This window comes from Streptomyces sp. NBC_00273 (assembly GCF_036178145.1).
Classification (GTDB): Bacteria; Actinomycetota; Actinomycetes; order Streptomycetales; family Streptomycetaceae; genus Streptomyces.
Genome location: NZ_CP108067.1, coordinates 2,251,972 through 2,275,154 on the forward strand (window position 1 = coordinate 2,251,972; position 23,183 = coordinate 2,275,154).

Consider the following 23,183-nt stretch of genomic DNA (forward strand, 5'->3'; position numbering starts at 1 on the left):
ACCTGGCGCCGTCGCCTATTCGAGAAAGAACCCGCGATATCGAAGATGTCAATTTCCGGCCGCTTATCGTGGTCCAACGTGAACATTGTCAGACCGGACATGTTAACGGAGTGGGTAGGTTTGATTGATCGAGGGTGCGTTACCTGACCGGAAAATGCGATCGGACGACGCCCCGGCGGGCGGCACCTGACGTCAGTCGGTGATCGCGATCTTGCCGTTGGCCGGGACGGACCCTGCGGGCGTCGCCGGCTCGGTCACGGTCGCGGTGAGTCCCTTGAGGAGCTGGGCGAGGTCGACCCCCGTGGTGGAGCCGAGCAGCTCCATGCCCTGGGCGACGTTCTCGGCGACGGTGCGGGACAGCTTGCTCGCGCCGTCGGTGGAGATGACGGTCATCCTGTCGATGGCGCTGAGCGGTTCGGCCGCCTTGGCGACCACCTGCGGGAGCACCTCGACCAGCATCTGGACCATCGCCGCATCGCCGTAGCTCTCGAAGGCGTCGGCCTTCTTCTGCATCGCCTCGGCCTCGGCCGCTCCCTTGGCGGCGATCGCCGCCGCTTCCGCGTCGCCCTCCAGGCGGACCGCGTCGGCGATGGCCGCGCGGCGGGCACGTTCGGCCTCACCGCGCTTGGCACCCTCGATGGCTTCGGCCTCGGCGAGGGCGGAGCGGCGCTGCTTCTCGCCCTCACCCGTCAGGCGGGCCCGCTCGGCCTCCGCCTGGGCGGCGGCGATGGCGGCGAGGCGCTCGGCCTCGGCCTGCTTCACCCGGGCCACCCGCAGCGCTTCGGCCTCCTGCTCCGCCTGGTAGCGGCGGGCGTCGGCGGGCTTGCGCACCTCGGTGTCGAGCTGTCGGTCGGTCAGTGCTGCCTGCCGCTCGGCCACCTTTTCCTGCTCGGCCAGGATCTGCTGCTGCCGGTCGGCGTCGGCCAACGGTCCGGCGGCGTTCGCCTGGGCGGTGGCGGCGTCGGTCTCGGCCTTGATCTCGGCCTGGCGCAGGTACAGGGTGCGCTGCGCGACCGCGATCTCCTCCTCGGCCTTCAGCCGGGCCTGTTCGGCGGCCCGACGGGCGTTGGCCTCGGCGATGTCGGCCTCCTGCTTGGCGCGGGCGGCCTCGGGACGGCCGAGATCCTCCAGGTAGGAGCCCTCGGTGGTGATGTCCTGGATCTGGAAGGCGTCCAGGACGAGGCCCTGGCCGGAGAGGCTGGCCTCCGCTTCCTCCGCGACCTGCCCGGCGAAGGCGGCCCGGTCGCGGATGATGTCCTCGACCGACATCCGTCCGACGATGGCCCGCAGTGCGCCGGACAGCACCTCCTGGGTGAAGCCGACGATGCCGTCCTGCTGCTGGAGGAAACGCTGGGCGGCGGCGCGGATGGCGTCCTCGTTGCCGCCGACCTTGACGATCGCCACGCCCTCGAGGTGCGCCTTGATGCCGCGCAGCGTGACCGCTCCGCGGACGGCTACCGGGATGTGCCGGCTGGACAGGTCGAGGGTGTAGCGCTGCTGGACGAAGGGCACGACGAACACTCCGCCGCCGACCACGACCTTCTGGCCGCTGGTGTCCGTGAAGACCTGTCCGGTGGCCGGGTCGGTGGACTTCTTGCCGCGCCGGCCGGTGATCAGGAACGCCTCGCTGGGACCGGCGACCTTGTAACGGGTGACGACGACGAGGGCGAGCAGCGCGAGGAGCACGACCACTCCCACGACCGCAACGACGACTGAACTCATGGTGGATCCCCCCTGCCCGCTCTCGCGAGGGCAGATCGGTGGTGGACGAGAAGATGAGGCGCGCCCGGGTCAGCGGCTCGGAGCGGCGCTCGGAGCGGCGCTCGGGTCAGGGCGGGGGTCAGCGGCCGGGTCAGCGCTCGACGGCGCGCACGCCGACTGAGGTGGACGACGGCGTCGCCGTCACCCACACCTCGGCGCCGAGGGCCACCGGGCCGTCGGCGGTCGCGGCGTACTTCACCGGCTGGCCGCCCAGCGTCAGCAGGACCTCCCCGTACCCGCCGCCCTCCGGAATGGCGGTGACCACGGTCCCGGCCGACCCGACGAGCTCGCCGTGGCGCGGGGCGGCCCCGCTGCCGCCCCGGGCGAGGGCCAGGCCCAGTCGGTACGTCGACCAACCGGCCCCCGCACCGGCCGCGGCCCCGGCGGCGGCTGCCGCTCCCGGCCCGAGACCCGTGGTCCCGAGCACGATCGCCCCCGTGAAACCGAGCATCGAGACGAAGCCCGCGACCACCGGGAGCGACAGCCATCCGTCGAACCATCCGTCCAGGGCACCGTCGAAGACACCCTCGAGGACCCCGTCGAACACCAGCGAGCCGGCCAGCAGGACGATTCCCCCGATGCCGAGACCTAGAAACAAGCCCATGAGCACCTCCCCCGCCCGGCCGGCGTTTCTGCCGGACAACCGCATCGTGCCAGCGCGCGAAGGTGCCGCACATTGCCAGCCTCCGGCAACCTTTACGACTCTTTGACGCTGCGGTCCGGCAGGGTGCCCCCGGTCACGCCGTGGCGTCGGGCCAGCCCAGCAGCCGTGATCCGATCACCGCGGTCTGGAGCGTGTACCGGTCCGCCGGGTCCGCCGGGTCCGCACCGGTGAGGGTGTGGATGCGCCCCAGCCGGTACGTCAGGGCGCGCACGCTCAGCGAGAGGCGGCGGGCGGTCTCCGTCGCCACGCAGCCGCTGTCGAAGTAGGCGGTCAGGGTATCCAGTAGGGGCCCGGGGCCGCCGCGCGCCCGGTGGAGCGGGCCCAGGACGCTCTCCACGAGGTCGACCAAGGCTTGCCGGTCGCGGCTGAGGACCGGGTAGACCAGCAGGTCGGACGCGTGCAGCACCGGCCCCTCCAGCCTCATCCGCTCAGCGAGGTTAAGGGCGTTGAGGGCTTCTTCGTAGGAGTGGACGACCCCGCCCGGGCCCGGATGGGAGCGTCCGATGGCGACCCGTCCGCCGTCCGTCGCCGCGTGGGCCTGCTGGGCGAAGTAGGCCAGGACATCGGGCTGATCGCCGGGCGCCACGCAGATGAGGCTGCCGTCCTTGGTGGCCAGCAGGATCTGCCGGTTCCCGAACCGGCCGAGGACCGCCTCCTCGATGCGGCGCGCCACTGGGTAGCCGTCGCCGTACGGCTCGGGGCCGGCGGCCACCGCCACCGCGTGGGCCTGCGACAGGCGCAGCCCGAACCGTTCGGCCCGTTCCGCCAGCAGGCCCAGCCCGCTGCGCCCGTACAGCAGGTCGTCGATGAACTCGCGTCGAGCCGCCTCCTCCTGACGGACCGCCTGGCGCTGGGACCGCTCGTACCCCTCGACGAACGCGTCGACCGCCTGCTCGACCGCGGCGAGCAGTGGCGCCTGCGATCGCGTCAGGACGCGCTGGGCTGCGGCCAGGTGGTCCCGTATGAGCCCGCGCAACGGCAGACCCGCCTCCGCCGCCCGCTGCCCCTCGCAGCGGCGGGAGTCGAGCTCGGCACGGGTGAGGCGGCGCCCCGTGGCACACGCGTGCCGCAGCATGTCGACGTACTCGCCGAGACGGTCCTCCGGCGCTTCCCGGTCCGCCACGTTCCTCGTTCCTCCCCCGACCCCGACCCCGACCCCGAGCCCTATCCCTATCCCGACGCGCGCCCTCACCCGTCCGCGCCCCGGAACCAGGGTGACACGTGCGTCAGGGCCGACCCGCACCCGGACCCGGGGGCGTGCGCGCCGCGTCCGGTCCGAGCTCAGCCGGTGCCGCGGGGGGCGGCTCGTGCGAGCAGCCCGTCGACGAACGTGCGCAGTCCCTGGGGGTAGATGTCCCGTGCGGCCAGCGCGGCCCATCGGACGCCGATGGCGGCCAGGTGGGGCACCTGCGACGGGTCCAGGTCCTCGCGGTAGGCGAAGGGCCGCCCTTCGTCCCGTCGGCGGGCGGAGTGGGCGCGGACGAGGACCTCGCCGACGGTGTAGTACCAGATGCTGCGGAAGACGTCGACGGTCTGTTCGGGTGTGCATCCGTGGTCGTCGGCGCCGGCCACGATGGCTTCGACCATCCACATCGCCGATTCGTCGAGGAGGCCGACGAAACCGTCTGCCGAAAGGACCTCCGCGGCCCACGGCCAGGCCGTGAGGGCGTCGTGCATCGCGGTGGCGGCCGTGACGATGCGCTCGCGCGGGTCATCGGGCAGTTGGGGGCGCTCGATCTGCTCGATGTGTTGATTGAGCAGGAGGAGCAGCAGGTCTTCCTTGTTCCGGATGTGGTGGTACAAGGTCGTCGCCCCGATGCCGAGCTCGGCGGCCAGGCGGCGGATCGTCAGCTTCTCCCAGCCGTCCTGGTCGATGAGCCGACGGGCGGCCACCAGGATCTGCGCACGGGAGGTCAGGGGCGGCCGGCCGGTGCGGCCGTGCGACGCGGGCGCTCGGGACATCGTCCCATCATGCCGCCCCGCCGCCCTCCGCTTCGAAACGGGTGCGGTTCCAGCCCTTCGCGGTTTCACAACGGCCTGCCCGATGATACTTTCGGAACATGTTCCGAAAGTTAACTGACAGCGCCGGGAGTGGAGTTCGTGATGACGAGTAGTTCGGGTGCCCGGCCAGGGCTGACGCTCGCTGCGGTGGCGCTGGTGCAGTTCATGGTGTCGCTGGACCTATCGGTCGTGAACGTGGGACTCCCCCAGATCGCTGCCGGCCTCGGCTTCAGCGCGGTGGGCTTGACCTGGGTGATCCACGCCTACGCCCTCACCTTCGGCGGGTTGCTCCTGCTGGGCGGCAAGGCCGCCGACCGGTACGGCCGCAAACGGATCCTGCTGCTCGGGCTCGGCCTGTTCGGGCTTTCCTCCCTCCTCGGCGGATTCGCCCAGGAACCCGGCCACCTCGTCGCCGCCCGAGCGGCACAGGGCGTGGGGGCCGCAGCGCTGGCTCCGGCCGCCCTGGCACTGCTGACGTCGACGTTCCCGGCGGGCCGGGCCCGTATCAAGGCCTTCGGGGCATGGAGTGCGGCGAACGCGGCCGGAGGCGCCCTCGGTGTCCTCATGGGCGGCGTGCTCACCGAGTACGCGAACTGGCGGTGGGTCATGTTCGTGAACGTGCCGATGGCGGCGTGCGCGCTGGCCCTGGCCTGGCGCGGCATCGCCGGAGGACCGCCGACCGCTCGCGGTGGCCGTCCGGACGTGCTCGGTGCCGTCCTGGTCACGGCGGGCACGACCCTGCTCGTGTTCGGCGTCGTCCGCACGGATCGGTACGCCTGGACCTCGCCGGTCACCCTGACGACCCTGGCGGTCGCCGCCGCACTGCTGGCCGCGTTCGTCCGTGTCGAACTGACCACCTCCCGCGAACCGCTGATCAGGCTCGGCCTGTTCGCCAACCGCTCGGTGGCGGGCGCGAACGCCTCCGTGCTCCTGATCGGCGCGGCCATGACCTCCGCCTTCTACTTCGTGTCCCTCTACCTCCAACAAGTCCTCGGAACGGGGCCCGCGCGGACCGGGATGATGTTCCTGCCGTTCGCCCTCGCCCTGGTCGCCGGCTCCGTGCTCGCCGTCAAGCTCGGCTACCGCCTTGCGCCCCGCACGCTCGTGGTCACCGGCGGACTCCTGGCTGCGGCCGGGCTCGCCTGGTTCGGCCTGATCAGCCCCGACGGCGGCTTCACCACCGACGTCCTCGGGCCCGCGCTCCTCGCCGGCGGCGGCTTCGGGCTCTGTCTCGGACCGGTCGCCTCCCTCGCCACCGCCGGCGTCGCGCCCCACGAGAGCGGCGCCGCCGCGGGCCTGCTCAACAGCTCGCGCCAGATCGGCGCCTCACTCGGACTCGCCGTCCTCGGCGCCGCGGCGCACCACCGCACCGGCGGGACGGTCACACCCGGGACGCTCAACGACGGATACGCCTTCGGGCTGGCCCTCGGCGCCGCGCTCGTGACCGCCGCGGTCCTCGTGGCCCTCGCCGTCCTGCGCCGAACCGGTCCACCGCCACGAGCCGGGCAGAGCGATGTCGAGGGCGCGGCAGGAGCGGGCGCGGCAGGAGCGGGCGCGGCAGGAGCGGGCGCGGCAGGAGCGGGCGCGGCAGGAGCGAAGGATGCAGGAGCGAACGTGGCGGGACTGCTGCGCCCCTACTACGCACGCTTCGCCGCCGTGGTGACCCTGCAGGTCATCGGCGCATTGGCGGGTCTGATGCCGCTGCTGGCGGTCGCCGAACTGGGGCGCACGCTGCTGGCGCCCGGCCCGGTCGATCACGGTCATGTCCGGATCGTCGTGATCGCGGGTGCCGCCGGCCTGTTCCTCCGACTGCTGTTCACGGCCGCGTCGTCAGGGATAGGACACGTCGTCGACGGCCAGGTACAACTGACGTTCCGCCGGCAACTGGCCGCGCAACTGGGGCGCGTACCGATCGGGTGGTTCTCCCGGCGCCGGACCGGCGAGCTGGCGAAGGTGGTGGGGGAGGACGTCAGCGCCGTGCACCCGTTCATCGCCCACACCCCCGGCGAACTCGTCTCCGCCTTCGTGGTGCCGCTGGCGTCGCTGATCTACTTGTTCACCGTCGACTGGCGGCTCACGCTCATCACGCTGATACCGGTCGCCCTGGCCGTGGCGCTCGTCCCCCTGATGATGACCCCGACCCGGCTGCGCGAGCAGGAGGATTTCGACGCGGCCATGGGACGGATCTCGAGCTCAGTCGTCGAGTTCGTCCAGGGCATCTCGGTGGTCAAGGCGTTCGGCGGATCCGGGCGCGCCCACCGCGGCTTCCGCACGGCGGTGGACGATTTCGTCGGCAGCTTCCTGCGGATGGTGCGCGGTCTCGCCGGGATCGCCGCCGGCATGCAAGTGGCCCTGTCGCCGCCGTTCGTGCTGTTGGCCGTCCTGATCGGCGGTACGGCTCTGATCACCACCGGTGGCATGGCTCCGGCCGACCTGCTGCCCTTCCTGCTGCTCGGACTGGGCCTGACCGCTCCCGTGGCGGCCCTGGGCCACGGGTTCGACGACGTACAGGCCGCCCGGCGTGCGGTCGGCCGGATCCGGGAGGTGCTCACGGTGCGGTCGCTGCCGGAGCCCGCGCACCCGGTCGCACCGCAGGGGCACCGGCTGGAACTGCGTGACGTCCGATTCGGCTACGAAGCCGATCACGAGGTCCTGCGCGGGGTCGACCTGGTGCTCGAACCGGGAACGACCACCGCACTGGTCGGGCCGTCGGGAAGCGGAAAGTCCACGCTGGTCCAGCTGTTGCCGCGGTTCTTCGACCCGACCCACGGTTCGGTCACCCTGGGCGGTGTCGACCTGCGCGAACTCGGCAGCCGGGAGCTCTACCAGAACGTCTCCTTCGTCTTCCAGGACGTCCGGCTGCTGCGCGCGTCGGTCGCGGACAACATCGCGCTGGCGGTACCGCACGCCGACCTCGACGACGTGGTGCGCGCCGCCCGGCTCGCGAACGTTCACGATCGGATCCTCGAACTGCCCCGCGGATACGAGTCGGTGATCGGTGAAGACGCGGGGCTGTCGGGTGGCGAGGCACAGCGGATCGCGCTCGCGCGCGCCCTGCTCGCCGACACGCCGGTCCTCGTGCTCGACGAGGCGACCGCCTTCGCGGACCCGCAGACCGAACGGGCGGTGCGCCGGGCCCTGGCGACGCTGGGCGGCGACCGGACGATCCTGGTCGTCGCCCATCGCCCGGAGACGATCGCCGACGCCGACACCGTCGTGATGCTGGACGACGGGGTGGTCGTCGAACGCGGCACACCGGCCGAACTGCTGGCACGGCAAGGGAGGTTCGCGGCGTTCTGGCAAGCCCGCCGGTCGGCGTTCGCCGACCGGACCGAAGCCCACAGCGGCGTACCACAAGGAGGCGGTCCCCGATGATTCGCATGCTGCTGCGCGTGCTGGGGCACGAGTACGCCCGGCCGGTGCGTCGCACCGTGGCCCTGATGACGACGACCGCCGTGGTCGAGGGTTCGTCCTACGCCCTGCTGGTTCCCGTGCTGCGGGCGCTGTTCGGGGGCACGCCCGAAGACGCCTGGCCCTGGCTGATCGCGTTCGGGGCCGCGGTCGCGGTCTACGCGGTGCTGCGTTACGTCAGCGACCGGTCCGGCTTCCATGCCGGCAGCACGCTGTTGCGCGGCACGTACCACCGGCTCGGCGACCATCTGGCCCGACTGCCGATCGGCTGGTACGACGCGGGCCGCATCGGGGAGGTGTCCGTCCTCGCCGGCCGCGGCATCCTCCAGGCGATGAGCGTGATCGCGCACCTGCTGGCACCGTTCATCTCCGCCTGTGTGACCCCGCTGACCATTCTCGCGGTCATGCTGGCCTTCAACTGGCAGATGGGCCTGGCGGCGTTGGCTGCCGTACCGATCGTGGCGGCGATCCAGGTCCGGACGGGACGCTCGATGGCCGCTACGGACGCCGAGCGCCACGAACGCGACCACGAAGCCACCGGGCGGGTCGTCGAATACCTCCGGGCCCAGCCGGTGTTGCGCGCGGGCGGCCGGACCGCGGAACGCTTCCGGATGCTCGACGACTCGCTGCGGGAAGTCCAGCGCGCCTCCCGCCGGACCGCGCTGGCGGCGCTGCCCGGCGTGGTCGGTCTGGCACTCGCGGTGCAGACGGTGTTCACCGTCGTGCTGGCCCTGGGCGCGTACCTCGCGCTCGGCGGGAGCACCGGCGCGGCGGAGGTCCTGGCGATCCTGGTCCTGGCCGCCCGCTGCGCGGACCCGCTGCTGTCGCTGTCGGACATCGGCGGCCGGCTCCGCGGTGCACGTGAGGAACTGGCGCGGCTCGACACGGTATTGCACACCGAGCCGCTGCCGGAGCCGACCGAACCGATCCAGCCGGTGCGCCATGACCTGGAGTTCGACTCCGTCACCTTCCGGCACGGCGACCGCACCGTGATCGCCGACACCTCGCTGTCCGTACCGGAGGGACAGCGGCTCGCCGTCGTCGGACCGTCGGGCGCGGGCAAGAGCACGCTGCTGCACCTGCTCGCACGGTTCTACGACGTGGACTCCGGCGCGGTGCGGGTGGGAGGCGTGGACGTGCGCGCGATCGACACGGAGGTGCTGATGGCGCAGTTCGCCATCGTCTTCCAGGACGTCCACCTCTTCGACGGCACGATCGAGGAGAACGTGCGCCTCGGCCGTCCCGATGCCGACGAAGCCGAGGTGCGGGCGGCAGCCAGCGCGGCGCGGCTGGACGAGGTGATCGAGCGGCTGCCCGGCGGGTGGGGGACGCATGTCGGCGAGGGCGGCGCAAGGCTGTCGGGCGGCGAACGCCAGCGCGTCTCGATCGCGCGAGCGCTGTTGAAGGACGCGCCCGTCGTCCTGCTGGACGAGGTGACCTCGGCGCTGGACCCGGTGAACGAGGCAGCCGTCCACGAGGGCATCGAGCACCTGATGGCCGGACGGACGGTGGTGATGGTCGCGCACCGGATGCGGACCGTCCGACGCGCCGACCGCGTCGTCTTCCTGGCCGGCGGCCGGATCGTGGAGGAAGGCAGCCACGACGCGCTGCTGCGCCGCGGCGGCCGCTACGCCGATTTCTGGAACGCCTCCCTCGCACCGGCGGCGAGTGAATGAACCGTCATGCCGTTCGGCCCGTCGGCCGGTAGCGGTACCTCCCGGCCGTCCTGGACGGCCGGGAGTCCGGACGGGGAGCCCGCGAAGGCCCTGTGCGATCCCCCGTCGACGGCGCAGGCGTGATCTCCGGCCGCCGGGGGCCGGGTGGTCACCAGCACACCGGGGGCGCCTCCCGGCCGGCGGCCGCGAGGTCCAGCCCCGGGCCGGGACGGTGGCCCGTACCGTGACGACGCGGCTTGCGCCCATCGGCGTCCCGCCGCACGGGACCGGGCCCCGCCATGCGACCCCGCCCCGACACCCTCGGGCGCGACTTCGATGACTTAGCGTGTTCATTCCTATACTCTGCGTCACGATCCCGTTCGCGTCCATCCACCTGTGGGTCGCGCGACCCACCGGGAGGCGCCGTCATGTCTCCAACGTTCTCCGCACCCGGATTCGCCGACGACCTGAACCCCGACCTCCGCAACTGCCGGCACGCGGTGATCGACACCGAGTTCGACCGCCCTCCGGCACCCCGCTCCCCGGTTCGGCAACACGGCCGCCCGGCAGAAACCGTACGGACCCGAGGTCGCCGGCCCGAAGCTGCTGCCGCCCGCGCAACGGCGGGTGGCCTTCGCCCGCCGGACGACCGACCACGGGAAGCAGCCGACCTGACCGGGGCCGGTGTCCGGGGGGACCCGCGCGGTTCGCTCGACGCCGTCAACGCCCTGCAAAGGGCCGACGGTCCCCTTCGCCGACCCGCTCGGGGCCTCCGTCCGGCAGTTCGCCTCCGGGAGCGGCCAGCAGGGGTCGGCCCGACGGCTGGAATTCGGCCCGATGCGCTGACCGAGGTATCAGGTCCCGCGGTCGACCCCCGAGGTCGGCGATGACCACCCTCCAAGACGGCATCTGCCACGCCGAGGGCTGCCGCCCCCTCCCCAGGATCCGAGGTCTTCGCGTGACCGCGTTGCTTCCTTCCGATCCCTCCGATCATTCCGATCATTCCGATCATTGCGACGAGAACGGAGACTCACGGTGATCGAGAAGATCTGGCTCTACCCGCCCCTGGCCTTCGCCCGGCTGGGCCCGTCCCCCGAACCCTGCGAGAACTACCGCTACGGCGACAGCGACCTCAGTCCCCGGGGCACCGGCAAGACCGTCGTCCTGCCCGAACCCTCGCTCCACGTGGCTGAGGACGGCACCCTGACGGAAACACGGCCCCAGGGGAACCGGGTGCGGTTCAAGGACGCCGTGCACTCCGAAAACGCCGAGCCCGCCGCGAACTCCGCCCAAGTGTTCCGACCCATCTGCCCCTTCTTCGAGGTCCACGGCAGTTGGACCATCGACGGACAGCCCGATTCCGGAGCGATCACCACCGAGGTGCTGGACGCCTTCGACCTGGAACCCGGCGACGTGCAATGGACGGTGGAGGTCGCCAACCTCAAGGCACACCACTGCACCGGCGCACTCGGCGACCGCATCGAGGCCAAGGCCAAGCTCCTGGGCAACCAGCACACCCGGCACCCCCTGCGGGGACGTTCTCCCCAGGGGGCCGCCCAGCGCCTGGTACCGCAAGGACAGTACGTACCCCTCGGCTCCGTCCAGATCCCGCGGCCGAGCGCGGCCTTCCCCGAGCTGCGACTGCGCTTCACCCCCGCCGCGGGCCTGGTCTACGGGCCCACGAACCTCCTCCGGCGCACCAACAGGTATCCCCTGCCCGCCGAAAGGCTGATCCTCTCGCCGAACTCCCCCTGGTGCTCCTTCACCGGCGCGGGCGATCCGCGGACCGTGCCCGGCGGCCTGTTCGCCGGGGCGGCCGAGAACATTGACGGCGGGGTCTCGTTCGGTCTCGTGGACGACGTCTGCGACGGCCTGGTCACGGTCGAGGTCGGCGGGCTGACCGCCCGCGCGCGGGTCGTCGTCACGCCGCCCGATTTCGCACCCGACCGCAGACCCTTCACCTCGCTGGCCGACGGTCTCAAGGACCGGGTGAGCCGTGCGGAGGTCGGGGATCCCACGTACGTCACCAAGAATCCGAAGCTGACGGCGCTCGAGGTACGGGACCTGTTCGAACGCGTCCTGGAAGCCATGGACGCCGTCAACGTGGATGCCCAGAACGAGCGCGCCGTCAGCGAGAACGAGTCCCTCGGCCTGCCGCCGGAAGAGCCTGACCGCATGTTCCCGGTACCGGAGGCCCTGGACGGCGTCCGACTGCCGCTGACCGAACGGGGCCGGCGCAAACACCGCCGTTTCGTGGCGCTGGAGGTCCTGGAAGACATGCTCCGCGAACAGCCGGACCTCATCGAACGGTTCATCAGGAATCCGTACGCGGAGCCGGACTACTTCGACCGCCGGATGCCGGTCGCGGTGCGGGGGTCCGACGGCTTGCCCATGCACCTGACCCGCCGCCAGTACGACCTGCTGGTGACCTGGGCCAACTCGCTGCGGGCCACGGTCGAGGAGGGGACGTGAGCGTACTGCTGCAGATCGGCCGCCGCCCGCCGGAGCGCGAACCGCGGTCCGACGCCGGAGCCGGACCGCTCGGACTCGGAGCCGAGGCCAAGGTGTTCCGCAGCGCCCACGGGGCCCACCTGTTCGTCGCCGACGGCAGCCGGATCTACGACCTCCCGGAGGCGGCCGCGGACCGCTTGGACGCTTGGCAGGCGGCCTCCCGGGACCCCGCGCAGGACGCCGCCCTGGCCGCGGAACTCGGCCTGCCGATGTGGGGCGGGGAGGGCCTCCCGGGCCCCCGGATCGACGGCACCCCGGCCGAGGTGCCACCCCTGTCCTCCCTCTCGCTCAACGTGATGCAGGCCTGCAACCTCAGCTGCGGCCACTGCTACGCCGACGAGGGCCGGTTCGGCGGCTCCGCCCGGACCATGCCCCGCGAGACCGCGTTCGCCGCCGTGGACCGGCTCCTCGCGGAGGCCGCGCCCGGAGCCGGCGTCGTCGTCGGTTTCATGGGCGGTGAACCACTGCTCGCCCGCGACCTGGTGCACGAGGTCGTCAGGTACGCGACCCGGGCCGGAGCCGCCGCCGGACACGCCGTCCGCTTCGCGCTCACCACCAACCTCACCACGGTCCGGCCCGCGGACGCGGAGCTGTTCGCCGCCCACCCGTTCACCGTGGCCGTCAGCCTGGACGGCGACCGGACCGGCCACGACGCACTGCGCCGGGCTCCGGGCGGGGGCAGCGCGTACGACCGGCTGCGGGCCGGGCTGGAGGTGCTGGAGCGGCACGGAAGACCGCGCCACCTCTCGGCACGCGTCAGCGTGACCCCGTACACCGGACGGCTGATCGACATCCTGGAGCACGGCATCGGACTCGGCTTCGACGAGGTCGGCTTCGCCGCCGTGGTCAGCGCCCCGGACGCCGCGTACGAGATCGACACCGCCGCCTTCACCGGCTTCCTTGAACAGATGATCGAGTGCGGGGAAACGGCGCTGCGCGAGTTGGCGGCGGGCCGCCGGTACCCCTTCGGCAACTTCCAGACCGCGATGTACGAACTGCACTCGGGCGGCCATCGCCCGTACCCCTGCGGCGCCGGCGCCGGATACCTCAGCGCCTCCGCCGAGGGCGGCCTCTACGCCTGCCACCGGCTGGTCGACGATCCGGCCTTCGCCATGGGCTCGCTCAGCCAAGGACCCGACCACGGCGCCAGAGCGGCCCATCTGGCGGCCCGCCACGTGGACCGGGCCGAGCCCTGCCGGTCCTGCTGGGCCCGCTACCTGTGCGGCGGCGGCTGCTACCACGAGGTCACCCGGCGCGGCCGGCCCGGCTGCGACTACATCCGCGGCTGGCTGGCCTTCTGCCTGCGCGCCTACGTCGAACTCGGCGAGGCCGCACCGGAGTTCTTCCGGCAGACGGCGGTGTCCGACCTGCCGGCCGATCCGGCCGCCCTCGCCCGCTGACCCGCCCTCCGCCCCATCCGGCCGAAGGAGCCGCCATGAACGACCCCACTCCCGGAAGCGTCGACCTCCCCGTACCCCACGGGAAGGTCTTCGCCCGCAACCTCACGGCCCGCGCCGACCACGTCGTCCGCGGCAACCCGGCCGGCTCCCGCCCGGAGAGCGGTGTCGACAACTGCTTCCCCGGCCTGGAATTCGACCAGCGCAACCTGGACAAGTGCTTCTTCCCCGGCCTGACCGTCGACTTCCACCACGGCAGCGGATCGCGGGTGATCGCCGTCGCCGAAGGCGCCGCCACCGTTTCGGACCTCACGAGCGAAGACCTGCAGGTGACGGAGCAGTCGCCGTGGCGGCTCCATCTCTGGGCGGTATGCGGACGGACCGCCGTGGACCAGTCGGAGGCGCAGGCCCCCGTCCTCTCCGCCAGACGCCTCGACGGCATGTCGATGTGGCGCTTCGTCCACGATCTGCTGCCGGGCCGGATCGCGATCCGCCTCGGGCCGAGGCCTGGCCGGATCTCCCCGGGCGAATCAGGAGTGCCCGGCGGAAGCCTCAACGCCTTGCGGATGGCGAACGAGAGCAGGGTCGTGCGCGACGCGGCCGGGAGGGTGACCAGTGCCGTCCTGGTCGCTGACCGGGCCGACTACCTCACCGAAGACGGTGTCATCGACCCCGCGGTGTACCTCCCGGGCGACCTCACCCGGAGCCTGTGCGCACCCTGGCAGTACGACTTCCGCGAATGCGGCTGCTTCTACTGGGCCGCCTCCAAACCCGATATCTCCGCGAGCCACGACGGGAAGTTCCACCCCCTCAACTTCCAGCGCAGCAACCGCACCGCTGTCCCGCCAGAGCTGGACGGGCCCAGCTACTTCCCGCGCAATGCTCAGGAGCTCGACCATCCGGCGCTGATCACGAACTGGAACGTGCTGCCCGTCGTACTCAACGGCCGTGAGGACGACAGCCTCGGACTCCCCGCCCCGCTCGTGCTGGATCCGAAGACCCGCCCCGAAGTGGAGCAGAGGCTGGAGCACCTCGCCCGCGTCGAGCACGCGCTGTGCGTGGAGTACCTCTACGCGCACTATTCGCTGAACGCACCGCGCGAAATCGACCCGGCCACGGAGGCGGACGCACCCGAACGGAAGTTCTTCGCGGCGGCCCAGGAGGTGTTCGCCGTCGCACAGGACGAAATGCGGCACCTCCGATGGGTCAACGAGATCCTCGGCGTACTGGGGCGGCCGATCGTCCTCGACCCGCCCACCGAGGAGCTCGTCATCCAGGAAGAGACCCGGACGACGTTCAGGTTGGAACCGCTCAATCAGGCCCAGCTGGACTGGTTCATCAAGGTGGAGGAGACCAGCGCCGATCTCAATCCCCAGGGCATCGACGGGATGTACGTCCGACTGCACCAAACCATCCTGGACGAGAAGGAAGATCCGTACCCCCAGGCCGACCGGCTCTCGCACCTCATCAAACTGATCATCGACGAGGGCGTCGACCACTTCGAGCGGTTTAAGAAGGTCAAGGCACACCTCGCCGGATTCAGCGAGACCGAGTACCTGAGGACACTGACGCAGGACCCAACCGATCCGCTGGACCAGCGACTGCTCGAACTCGGCGACCTGAACTACGCCGTGCTGCTGGGCACGCTGAAGGACAGCCTGGGCGGCGGCGACACATCGGGCGGGATCGAGATCGAACATTCCCGGCAGGCGATGGCCAACTTCCACGAGGTCAACCACCTGCTGGCAGCGCGCGGGGTCGCCCCCCGCTTCAACGGGCCCGGGCCGCTCGGCAACGGTCAGGCCACCCTGGCCGCCGCACGGTCCGCCATGACGTTGCAGCAGACCATCAGCTCACTGGACGGACCCGCCCTCGGTGCCATGATGACCCGCCACCGGGCCGACATGCAGGCGCTGATCGACGCCCTCACGCCGTGACCGTCACCATCGCCGGATCCGGACTGGCCGAACTCACCTGCGCCTGGCTGCTCGCCTCGCGCGGCCACCGGGTCCGGCTCCGGCCCCGCCGCCCCTCGTACGGTCCCCGCCCACTGCTGCTGGGCGACGACACCCTCGCCCTCCTGCGGTCCCTCTGGGGCGTCGCGTCGCCGGCCGACGGCCACCGGCTGACCCACCGCCACGTCCGCTGGGCCCCGGGACCTCCCGATCCGCCCCTCGCTCACCCGGCGGTGGTCTTGGACGGCGCCCTGCTGTGCCGCCGACTCCTCGACCGGCTCTGCGCCCATCACCCCGACACCGCCCGCCCCGAACGCGAACCCGCCGAACCCGATCCCGAACCCGATCCCGACCCCGATCCCGAGCCCGAACCCGATCCCGCCGGCCCGCCGCACTGGACGGTCACGGCCGAACCGCCGACAGGACACCCCGGCGAGCACTGGACCGCCGGCCGCCGGCACCTGCTGGCGGGCGAGGCCCCGCTCGCCCCGGGCCAGGACGCCACCACGGCCCGCCTCGACCGCACCGACCTCGCCTGGCTCCACCTCACCCCGCTCGGCAACGGCCGCGCCCTGCTCCAGGCGATGGTTCCGGGCCCCGTCGCGCGCCCCGCCGAGCTGCTCGGACGGCTCCTCGCCACATCCGAACTGGCCCCACGCCTCTCGCACCCGCCCGAGACCGCGGTGGCGCTGCCCGCCGCCCCCCGCCTGCACCTCCTCCCGGCCACGGCCCCGAGCACCTGCACCCCGGGCACGCTCCTAATCGGCGCGGGCGCCATCCGCTACGACCCGCTCAGCGGCACCGGCACGGCGCAGGCCCTGCGTACGGCCATCCTGGCGGCGGCCCTCATCGGATCAGCGGCAGCCGCCACACCCCCCGACCTGCTCTGCGCGTACTACGCCGCCCGTCTGCGGACCGCGTTCCAGGAGCACCTGACCACCTGCGCCCGGCTCTACCCCCAGGCGTTCCCGGCCCCCTCCTGGCAAGACGAGCTCACCGCTTGCGGATGGCCCGGCGCCCCCTTCACGCAGTGAAAGGCCTTGCTCCACCGAAGTGGAACAAGGCCCTTCCCATCCCCGGGTCAGCGGCTGGTGCCGCCGAGGCCGGACGGACCCTGCCACGCACCGTTGCTCACCCAGTCATTGGCGAGGCTCCCGTTCGTGTCGACGAACGCAACGTGCGTGCCCGAAGCATCAGTGGCCAGACCAGAACCAGCCCGAGCCTTACCACCAACCCCCGACGGACCCTGCCACGCACCGTTACTCACCCAGTCATTCGCAACACTGCCGTCACCGTCGATGAAGAAGATGTGATCACCAGCCGCATTGAACGCCAACGGCGAATCCCCACGCGGCTGACCACCCATACCCGACGGACCCTGCCACGCACCATTACTCACCCAGTCATTGGCGAGGTTCCCATTCGTGTCGACGAACGCAACGTGCGTGCCCGAAGCATCAGTGGCCAGACCAGAACCAGCCCGAGCCTTACCACCCACCCCCGACGGACCCTGCCACGCACCATTGCTCACCCAGTCATTCGCAACACTGCCATTGCCGTCGATGAAGAAGATGTGATCACCAGCCGCATTGAACGCCAACGGCGAATCCCCACGCGGCTGACCACCCATACCCGACGGACCCTGCCACGCACCATTACTCACCCAGTCATTGACCAGGTTCCCGTTCGTGTCGACGAACGCCACCATCGTGCCCGCCGCATTGGTCGCGATCGGCGAACCCGGCCGCGCCTTCCCACCGATCGCAGACGGACCCTGCCAAGCCCCGTTGCTCACCCAATCGTTCATCACATTGCCATCGGCATCGATGAAGAACGCATGATCGGCATTGGCATTCAAGACCACCGGCGAATCCGCCCGAGCCTTACCACCGATCCCCGACGGACCCTGCCAAGCACCGTTGCTCACCCAGCTATTCGCAACATTCCCATTACCGTCCACGAACGCCACATGCGTCGCACCCGCATCCATCGACACCGGCGACTTCACAGCGCCGGACGAACCGGCGACGACGTTCTTGTAGCGCAGGGCCTCGTAGGTGGTGAGCGCGTGGCCGTCGAGCGTGCTCGCGTAGACGCTGCCCTGCCGCTGGTCAGCCACCGTGCCGGGGCGGTGTTCGGCGTCGTAGTAGAACGTCCCGGCGGACTTGTCGATCCAGGAGTCGAACAGCACGACGTGTTCCTTGGTGAAGTCCAGTGCGTCGCCCGGCTGCAGGCCGGTATAGCCGATGACGTTGGTGGCGGTGACGATCGAGACGTCCGGGAGGGTCTGGGTGACCAGGCTGTCCTTCAGGCCCCACGCCATGGAGATGAAGCCGGAGCAGTCCGCGCGGTACGGGCCGCCGACCGCGCTGTCCTTCCAAGCGTCATACATGCTGTACGGAACGGCGTTGTTGATCCAGTCGTGCGCCCGGGTGATGATCTGCTCCTGGGTGATCGGGCTGCCGAGGGCCGGACCGAGGCTTCCGCTCGAGGTGGCGGGGCCTATGGGAACGGTTCCGGCGAAGGCGTTGCCGGTTGGTATCAGCGCGGCCATCGCGCCGAGCAACGATGCGGCCGCGAAGGCGGCGACGCCCCGCTTCTTGGGTGTGGAAGACATTGTTTTCCTTCGGTGGTCTGCGTGTTGAGCGAATCAGCGGGTGCCGGCCGGGCTGGCCAGCAAGTTCGTGAGCAGCGACAGCACGTTCGGGTCCTGCTGCACGTCGTACGGAGCGGCCGCCGGAGATCCCCCGGCCAGTTCGTCGAAGTGCAGGACCAGCACCCGCGTGCCGTGCGCCGCGAGGTAGAGGTGGTTGGTCTGCGCGCCGGGAGCCGAGATGCCCTGGACCCCGGTCCAGGTGCGTTCGAACGCCACAGCGTCCGTGGCGGTGGCGGTCTGCCGCGCGACAGCATCGGCCTTGAGGCGGTTCGCGCTCTGCAGAGCCCTGGACGTGGCCTGGCATGAGCTCATGCCGGAGCGGACCCCCTCGTACGCGGCGCCGGCTGCGGCCTCGGTACCGAAGGTGTAGATCTCCAGCACTGCGGAGTTGCCACCGCTGCTCAGGTACGGCTGCTGCTGCCAGGTCGCGGCGCCGCGTACGCTCGCGCACTCGTTCAGCGCGATGTCGTGCCCGGTGATCGGGCGCACCGGCCCCGGGGTACGCGCGGTCCACGACTGGGCGGTGACGGCAGCGAGGTCGGACGGGACCTTGGCGCTGGTCGCGGGGTCGAGTGCGGGCGACGCCGTCCCGGAGTTGCCCGATGGGGCAGCGGGCTTCCCCGTGGGGCGCTTCGCCGGCGACCCGGCAGCGCTCGGCGTCGCAGCGGCGCTCGGCGCCCCGGGCGACGCGCTCGGCACGGGCGTCGGCGGCTTCGGCGGCGTCGCAGACGTAGACGCAGACGCAGACGACATGTCGACGGCCGGCGCCGTCACCGGGGCGGTCGCCTTGACCTGGTCCGTGGCCAGCGTGTGCGTACCACTGCCCAACATCGCCAGGCCCAGCGCACCGGCGCTGAGGACGGCGCCGGCCGTCACCGCTGCAGCCCGTCGGGAACCTCGTATGGAGAACTTGATGGCTGGCATGGCGAACTGACTCCTAAAAGCGGGAAAGCGTGGGTGAGGGTCCTGGCCGGCCCATGCGCGACTGGCGCAGTGGGCGGCGCAGGAGCACGCCGGCCTGGCATGCGGGCAGCAGATGGCGCGGAGGAGCCGCGGCCACCGGATCTGCCGGCGGCGCGATTCGGCAAGGCGGGTGTGGCGGCCGGTCAGGCCGTCGCGCGTCGCGGGCCGTCGGCTTGCGGACCCGGCGCCCCGGCGGGCGGCAGGTAGCGCCGCTGCAGCGTGGGAGACCTCTGGTGGCCACGGGCGAGCAGTGCGGCAGCCCGGTGCAGCGGGCCGTGGGCTGCGGGCGAGGTCGGATCGGGCGAAAGGAAGTACAGGAGGAGATCGACCCGATCGCTGTCGAGGGAGCCGGAGATGTGCTCCAGGCCGTCCTTCGGCGTGGCGTGCGCCCACAGGATGCCGAGGACCTCGGCTACCTCGCCTGCCGGTGCGGGCGGCGCCTCCGGGCGGCGTCGCAGGCTGGTGTAGACGCAGTCCATCCCGCGTCTATCCCCATTGCGCGTTATTGGCGGGGAAGGTGGTGACGCCGGTCGCCGTCGCGGCAGTGGCAGTGCCGTGGGCTCCGCCGGCCGCGACGGGCAGCAGGGCGATGACTCCGGCGGCGAGGGCGGCGATCGCGGTGGCCAGACGGAGACGGGTGCGGGGCATGGCGTTCGGTCCTTCGCTAGAGATATGACGGTGGATCGGTGCCGGTTTCACGTCCCGCGGTTGACGCTCGTTCCGGTGCCTTCTCGTGGCCGGCGGGGTGTTCCCTGCCGGCGATGAACAGCTTCGCCGGTGGATGGGCTGCCCGGGAAGAACCTGCGACTGTCGTCAACTCGCCTGGCACCCTCCGGACGTACTGTCATGACCACGTCAAATCAATGGGTTAAAAGATCTTGAAGGGTTGGTGCCCGAAGTGCGAAGATGCGGTGCGCGTGCGGACCGCAGACGGTTCGGACGCCAAACCCGGGGGGGAGCACGATGCTGGAAGCGCTGGGCCTAAGTGTGCTCGGAAGCAGGGTCTACCAGGCCATGCTCGACCATGCCGACCACGGTGTCGCTCGGCTGGCCGAACTGTGCGGGGCCTCCCCCGCCCAGGTCCACGACTGCCTGGACGAACTCGCGCGCCTGATGCTGGTGCGGGCCTCCGCCGACCACCCCGGCCACATGCGTGCCGTCTCCCCCGATGTCGGCCTGGCGGACATGCTCGCCCGCCAAGAAGCGGACCTGGCCACCCGTCAGGCCCAGCTCGCCGCCTCCCGGGCGGCCGTCACACGCCTGGTCGCCGAACGCGCCGGCTCCCGCGCCACCCACGGCGAACGCCTCCTGGGGATGGACGCCATCCAGCGCCGCATCGAGCAACTGGCCCACGGCATGGGGCAGGAGTGCCTGGGCGTCCACCCCGGCGCCAGCCACCGCCCCGAGGACCTCGCGGCGGCACGGGCCGCCGACGAGGAACCGCTGGCGCGCGGGGTCGTCATGAAGACCCTCTACCAGGACACCACCCGCAACGACCCGCACACCACCGCCCACGCCCACTGGCTCCTCAGCCGCGGCAGCGAGGTGCGCACCGCCCCCGTCCTCCCCCAGCGCCTCGTCATCTTCGACCGGGCCCACGCACTGGTCCCCATCGATCCCGCCGACACCCGCAAGGGTGCCCTGCACGTCACGGAACCCGGCCTCGTCACCGCCCTCCTCGACCTCTTCGACCAGGCCTGGGCCACCGCCGTCCCGCTCGGCGCCCTGAGGTCCGACGATCCCGCGACCGGCCTGACCGACACCGAACGCCAACTCCTGCGCCTACTGGCCGGCGGCCTCACCGACGACGCCGCCGGCCAACGCCTCGGCATCTCGTCACGCACCGTCAGCCGCCACATGGCCTCGATCATGGAACGCCTCGGCGCCACCAGCCGCTTCGAAGCGGGCCTCAAGGCCGCCCAACGGGGCTGGCTGTAGCCCGAACCCGCCAGCCTCGTCCCGGCACGGGCACTCATTGGCGCGCAGGGCTCCCCCACTCGAGCGATGGCCATCCAGGACTTCGGCGGCCCCGGTCGCACTGCATCCCTTGAGGGGCACCAGAACCTATCCCGCACACTCCATTCCGGCACGGACTGAAGAGCCAGCTTAGTGCCCATTTCAACGGTCCGAGTTTCATGAACACCATCGCCGAGATGTGCGCTTGGTGTCGCCGTGTAAACCTGGAAGTGACGCGTTGTAACTTCACGGGGTGCCCTAAAGCAAACATTACGACCGCTACTAGTGGCACTGGAGGATCGCAATGCCGAACAGCAACGACAACAAAGCGATTCAAACCACTCGGGCCTAGGCTGGTCTTCTCGTCGTACTCTTCGGTGATATCGGCATCGCGCTAGCCGCGATTCTGGTTGCACTACACATCAAGACAGGCTCCGAGGCCGTAGCCATTCTCACCAGCGCATTTACCGCAATAACTGCGATGACTTCGGCGTACTTTGGGATTAGAGCGGCCGCAAATACAGCTCAATCCGCTGTAACTGCAGGAGTTCATTCTGGTGGTGGGCAGGGTACTCAAGGCGGGAAACTGGGTGGACGATAGTCCACCTCTTGGGGCGCGTCCCGCATTTGCGCACATGTCACGCTCTGACTCCCCACTCACATCACATCCGCCCTCATACGGGAGAACGAGCAAGATCTCCATTCGACGGGAAGACAGTCCCCAAGACGGCACCAGCGGCCTTTCAAGGCTCTGAGAAGGCTTTCCTCGGTCTCGATGCGTTCCCTGACTCTGGCGTTTCTCACATCAGCACCGAGAACGCTCGCATCGAGATGTTCGGCGGCAAGCTGCCGCAGGGCGAAGACCCTTGGGACGAGGCTGAAGTCAAAGCGCTCATCGAGGCGATGAAAGGTGACCGTTTGTTCGGCGTGATGCTGCTGACCCTCATTGCCGGAGCGACCCGCCGAGGGGTGCAGGATTCGCTGGGGGGAGGTGGTCGTTGACGAGCTGGGCTGCCCCTTAAAGGCCGACATGCGCAAGGTCAAGGTCGACTCGGACAAGCTTGGCGAGCTGCTGGCCGGTGCGGCGTGATCGTCAGCGTCTGTGAGGGAAAGTGACACGACAGGCCCAGAGAGAGCACAAGAGCCCTGCCTCACCGAAGTGAGACAGGGCTCCGAGATGCGACCACGAGGCGAACCTCTAGTCGGGACGACAGGATTTGAACCTGCGACCCCTTGACCCCCAGTCAAGTGCGCTACCAAGCTGCGCCACGTCCCGTTGTGCCTGCGACCTGGGGTTTCCCCCTGCTCGGCGGCACATGCAGAACATTACCCCACGGCGAGGGGTGTGCATGCACGGGTAATCGGTGAGGGGGGGGAGGATGGGGTGGTGAACGCACGGGATCGGGACGTCGACGGGCGGGCGCGCAGTGCGCGGCCCAGGGATGGGCTGGGGCGGCCGCTCGCCTACGGAGTGGCCGGAGTGGAACGGCAGCCCGAGGGGGTGGTGCGCTCCCCCGGGGAGACCGTGCGGGAGGCGCAGCGCCTGTTGGACGCCGGGATGCCGTTCCATGCGCACGAGGTGTTCGAGGACGCCTGGAAGTCCGGTCCCGAGGCCGCGGCCCCGCTGTGGCGGGGGCTCGCGCAGCTCGCCGTCGGGTTGACGCACGCCGCGCGCGGCAACGCCGTGGGCGGGGCCCGGCTGCTGCGGCGCGGGGCCGCCGGGATCGAGGGGCTGGACGGGCGGCCGTACGGGGTCGACGTGCCGGGCCTGGTCCGGTGGGCCGGGGAGCTGGCCGGCCGGGTGGCGGACGGTGGCCCGGCCGTCGATGCCGCGCGCGAGGCGCCGAGGCTGGGACGCTAGGCGGCGGGCTGGAGGAGGTCCCAGCGGTTGCCGTACAGGTCTTCGAAGACGGCGACGGAGCCGTACGGCTCGTGGCGCGGCGCCTCCAGGAAGCGGACGCCCTCGGCGGTCATCCGGGCGTGGTCGCGCGCGAAGTCGTCGGTGTACAGGAAGTGGCCGACGCGGCCGCCCGTCTGGTCTCCGACCCGGGAGCGCTGGGCCTCGTCCTTGGCCCGGGCCAGGAGGAGCGCGGATTCGGTGGCGCCGGGCGGGCGGACCACGACCCAGCGGGAGCCGTCCGGGCGGGCGGTGTCCTCGGCGAGGTCGAAGCCGAGGGCTCGGGTGTAGAAGTCGATGGCCTCGTCGTAGTCGTTGACGAGGAGGGCCGTGAGGGCGATGTGCGAGGGCATGCC

Annotated in this window: 19 protein-coding genes and 1 tRNA gene; 10 read left to right on the forward strand and 10 right to left on the reverse strand. The window is 71.0% G+C overall.

All coding sequences use genetic code 11. From position 1 onward, the window contains the following. Window positions 1-192: 192 nt before the first annotated feature. From OG386_RS09490 to OG386_RS09505, 4 genes are all read right to left on the reverse strand, one after another. On the reverse strand, window positions 193-1,722 hold the full coding sequence (locus tag OG386_RS09490) for an SPFH domain-containing protein (protein ID WP_328787729.1): 1,530 nt from the start codon (window positions 1,720-1,722) through the stop codon (window positions 193-195). 130 nt (window positions 1,723-1,852) lie between these two features. Next, window positions 1,853-2,365, reverse strand: a complete 513-nt coding sequence (locus tag OG386_RS09495; RefSeq protein ID WP_328787730.1) for a hypothetical protein — start codon at window positions 2,363-2,365, stop codon at window positions 1,853-1,855. A gap of 133 nt (window positions 2,366-2,498) precedes the next feature. After that, window positions 2,499-3,548, reverse strand: a complete 1,050-nt coding sequence (locus OG386_RS09500; protein ID WP_328787731.1) for a PucR family transcriptional regulator — start codon at window positions 3,546-3,548, stop codon at window positions 2,499-2,501. Between the two features lie 158 nt (window positions 3,549-3,706). Further along, window positions 3,707-4,387, reverse strand: coding sequence for a TetR/AcrR family transcriptional regulator (locus tag OG386_RS09505; protein WP_328787732.1), 681 nt, complete (start codon window positions 4,385-4,387; stop codon window positions 3,707-3,709). Window positions 4,388-4,528: 141 nt separating this feature from the next. Between OG386_RS09505 and OG386_RS09510 the strand changes: the two genes are divergently transcribed. The 6 genes from OG386_RS09510 (at window position 4,529) to OG386_RS09535 (ending at window position 16,389) form a co-directional block, all read left to right on the forward strand. After that, window positions 4,529-7,801, forward strand: a complete 3,273-nt coding sequence (locus OG386_RS09510; protein ID WP_328787733.1) for an MFS transporter — start codon at window positions 4,529-4,531, stop codon at window positions 7,799-7,801. Continuing rightward, window positions 7,798-9,513 (forward strand): ABC transporter ATP-binding protein, encoded by a 1,716-nt coding sequence (locus OG386_RS09515; RefSeq protein WP_328787734.1) that lies wholly within the window; start codon window positions 7,798-7,800, stop codon window positions 9,511-9,513. The genes OG386_RS09510 and OG386_RS09515 overlap by 4 nt, the downstream gene beginning before the upstream one ends. Before the next feature lie 1,014 nt (window positions 9,514-10,527). After that, complete coding sequence (locus OG386_RS09520; protein ID WP_328787735.1) at window positions 10,528-11,964, forward strand: hypothetical protein; 1,437 nt, start codon at window positions 10,528-10,530, stop codon at window positions 11,962-11,964. After that, window positions 11,961-13,403, forward strand: coding sequence for a radical SAM/SPASM domain-containing protein (locus OG386_RS09525; protein ID WP_328787736.1), 1,443 nt, complete (start codon window positions 11,961-11,963; stop codon window positions 13,401-13,403). The genes OG386_RS09520 and OG386_RS09525 overlap by 4 nt, the downstream gene beginning before the upstream one ends. A 35-nt stretch (window positions 13,404-13,438) precedes the next feature. After that, window positions 13,439-15,337, forward strand: coding sequence for a ferritin-like domain-containing protein (locus OG386_RS09530; RefSeq protein WP_328787737.1), 1,899 nt, complete (start codon window positions 13,439-13,441; stop codon window positions 15,335-15,337). Next, window positions 15,334-16,389: a hypothetical protein gene (locus tag OG386_RS09535; RefSeq protein ID WP_328787738.1), complete on the forward strand. Its 1,056-nt coding sequence runs from the start codon at window positions 15,334-15,336 to the stop codon at window positions 16,387-16,389. Before OG386_RS09530 ends, OG386_RS09535 begins: the two co-directional genes overlap by 4 nt. 47 nt (window positions 16,390-16,436) lie before the next feature. Here OG386_RS09535 and OG386_RS09540 read toward each other — a convergent pair whose 3' ends face one another. Together OG386_RS09540 and OG386_RS09545 are read right to left on the reverse strand one after the other, a co-directional pair. Further along, window positions 16,437-17,972, reverse strand: coding sequence for a hypothetical protein (locus OG386_RS09540; RefSeq protein WP_328787739.1), 1,536 nt, complete (start codon window positions 17,970-17,972; stop codon window positions 16,437-16,439). A 33-nt stretch (window positions 17,973-18,005) separates the two neighbouring features. Beyond that, window positions 18,006-18,500 carry a hypothetical protein gene (locus OG386_RS09545; protein WP_328787740.1) on the reverse strand — a complete coding sequence of 165 codons (495 nt, stop codon included), beginning with the start codon at window positions 18,498-18,500 and terminating at the stop codon, window positions 18,006-18,008. Window positions 18,501-18,534: 34 nt separating this feature from the next. On the opposite strand from OG386_RS09545, the gene OG386_RS09550 reads away from it, so the two are divergent. Beyond that, complete coding sequence (locus tag OG386_RS09550; RefSeq protein ID WP_328787741.1) at window positions 18,535-18,945, forward strand: hypothetical protein; 411 nt, start codon at window positions 18,535-18,537, stop codon at window positions 18,943-18,945. A gap of 172 nt (window positions 18,946-19,117) precedes the next feature. Here the strand turns inward: OG386_RS09550 and OG386_RS09555 are convergent, their stop codons facing one another. Together OG386_RS09555 and OG386_RS09560 are read right to left on the reverse strand one after the other, a co-directional pair. Beyond that, window positions 19,118-19,453 carry a hypothetical protein gene (locus OG386_RS09555; RefSeq protein WP_328787742.1) on the reverse strand — a complete coding sequence of 112 codons (336 nt, stop codon included), beginning with the start codon at window positions 19,451-19,453 and terminating at the stop codon, window positions 19,118-19,120. A 7-nt stretch (window positions 19,454-19,460) separates the two neighbouring features. Then, entirely contained in the window at window positions 19,461-19,622 is a 162-nt protein-coding gene (locus OG386_RS09560; RefSeq protein WP_328787743.1) for a hypothetical protein, read from the reverse strand. Between the two features lie 315 nt (window positions 19,623-19,937). Between OG386_RS09560 and OG386_RS09565 the strand changes: the two genes are divergently transcribed. Both OG386_RS09565 and OG386_RS09570 read left to right on the forward strand, forming a co-directional pair. Further along, on the forward strand, window positions 19,938-20,912 hold the full coding sequence (locus tag OG386_RS09565) for a LuxR C-terminal-related transcriptional regulator (protein WP_328787744.1): 975 nt from the start codon (window positions 19,938-19,940) through the stop codon (window positions 20,910-20,912). Window positions 20,913-21,761: 849 nt separating this feature from the next. Continuing rightward, entirely contained in the window at window positions 21,762-21,932 is a 171-nt protein-coding gene (locus OG386_RS09570; protein ID WP_328787745.1) for a hypothetical protein, read from the forward strand. Between the two features lie 200 nt (window positions 21,933-22,132). On the opposite strand, the gene OG386_RS09575 is transcribed toward OG386_RS09570, so the two are convergent. Next, a tRNA-Pro gene (locus OG386_RS09575) sits at window positions 22,133-22,206 on the reverse strand. A 111-nt stretch (window positions 22,207-22,317) separates the two neighbouring features. Here OG386_RS09575 and OG386_RS09580 point away from each other — a divergent pair. Next, on the forward strand, window positions 22,318-22,791 hold the full coding sequence (locus tag OG386_RS09580; protein WP_328787746.1) for a DUF309 domain-containing protein: 474 nt from the start codon (window positions 22,318-22,320) through the stop codon (window positions 22,789-22,791). Here OG386_RS09580 and OG386_RS09585 read toward each other — a convergent pair. Next, a complete protein-coding gene (locus tag OG386_RS09585; protein WP_328787747.1) occupies window positions 22,788-23,180 on the reverse strand; it encodes a VOC family protein in 393 nt (130 codons plus the stop codon). The genes OG386_RS09580 and OG386_RS09585 overlap by 4 nt on opposite strands. Between the last annotated feature and the right edge of the window lie 3 nt (window positions 23,181-23,183).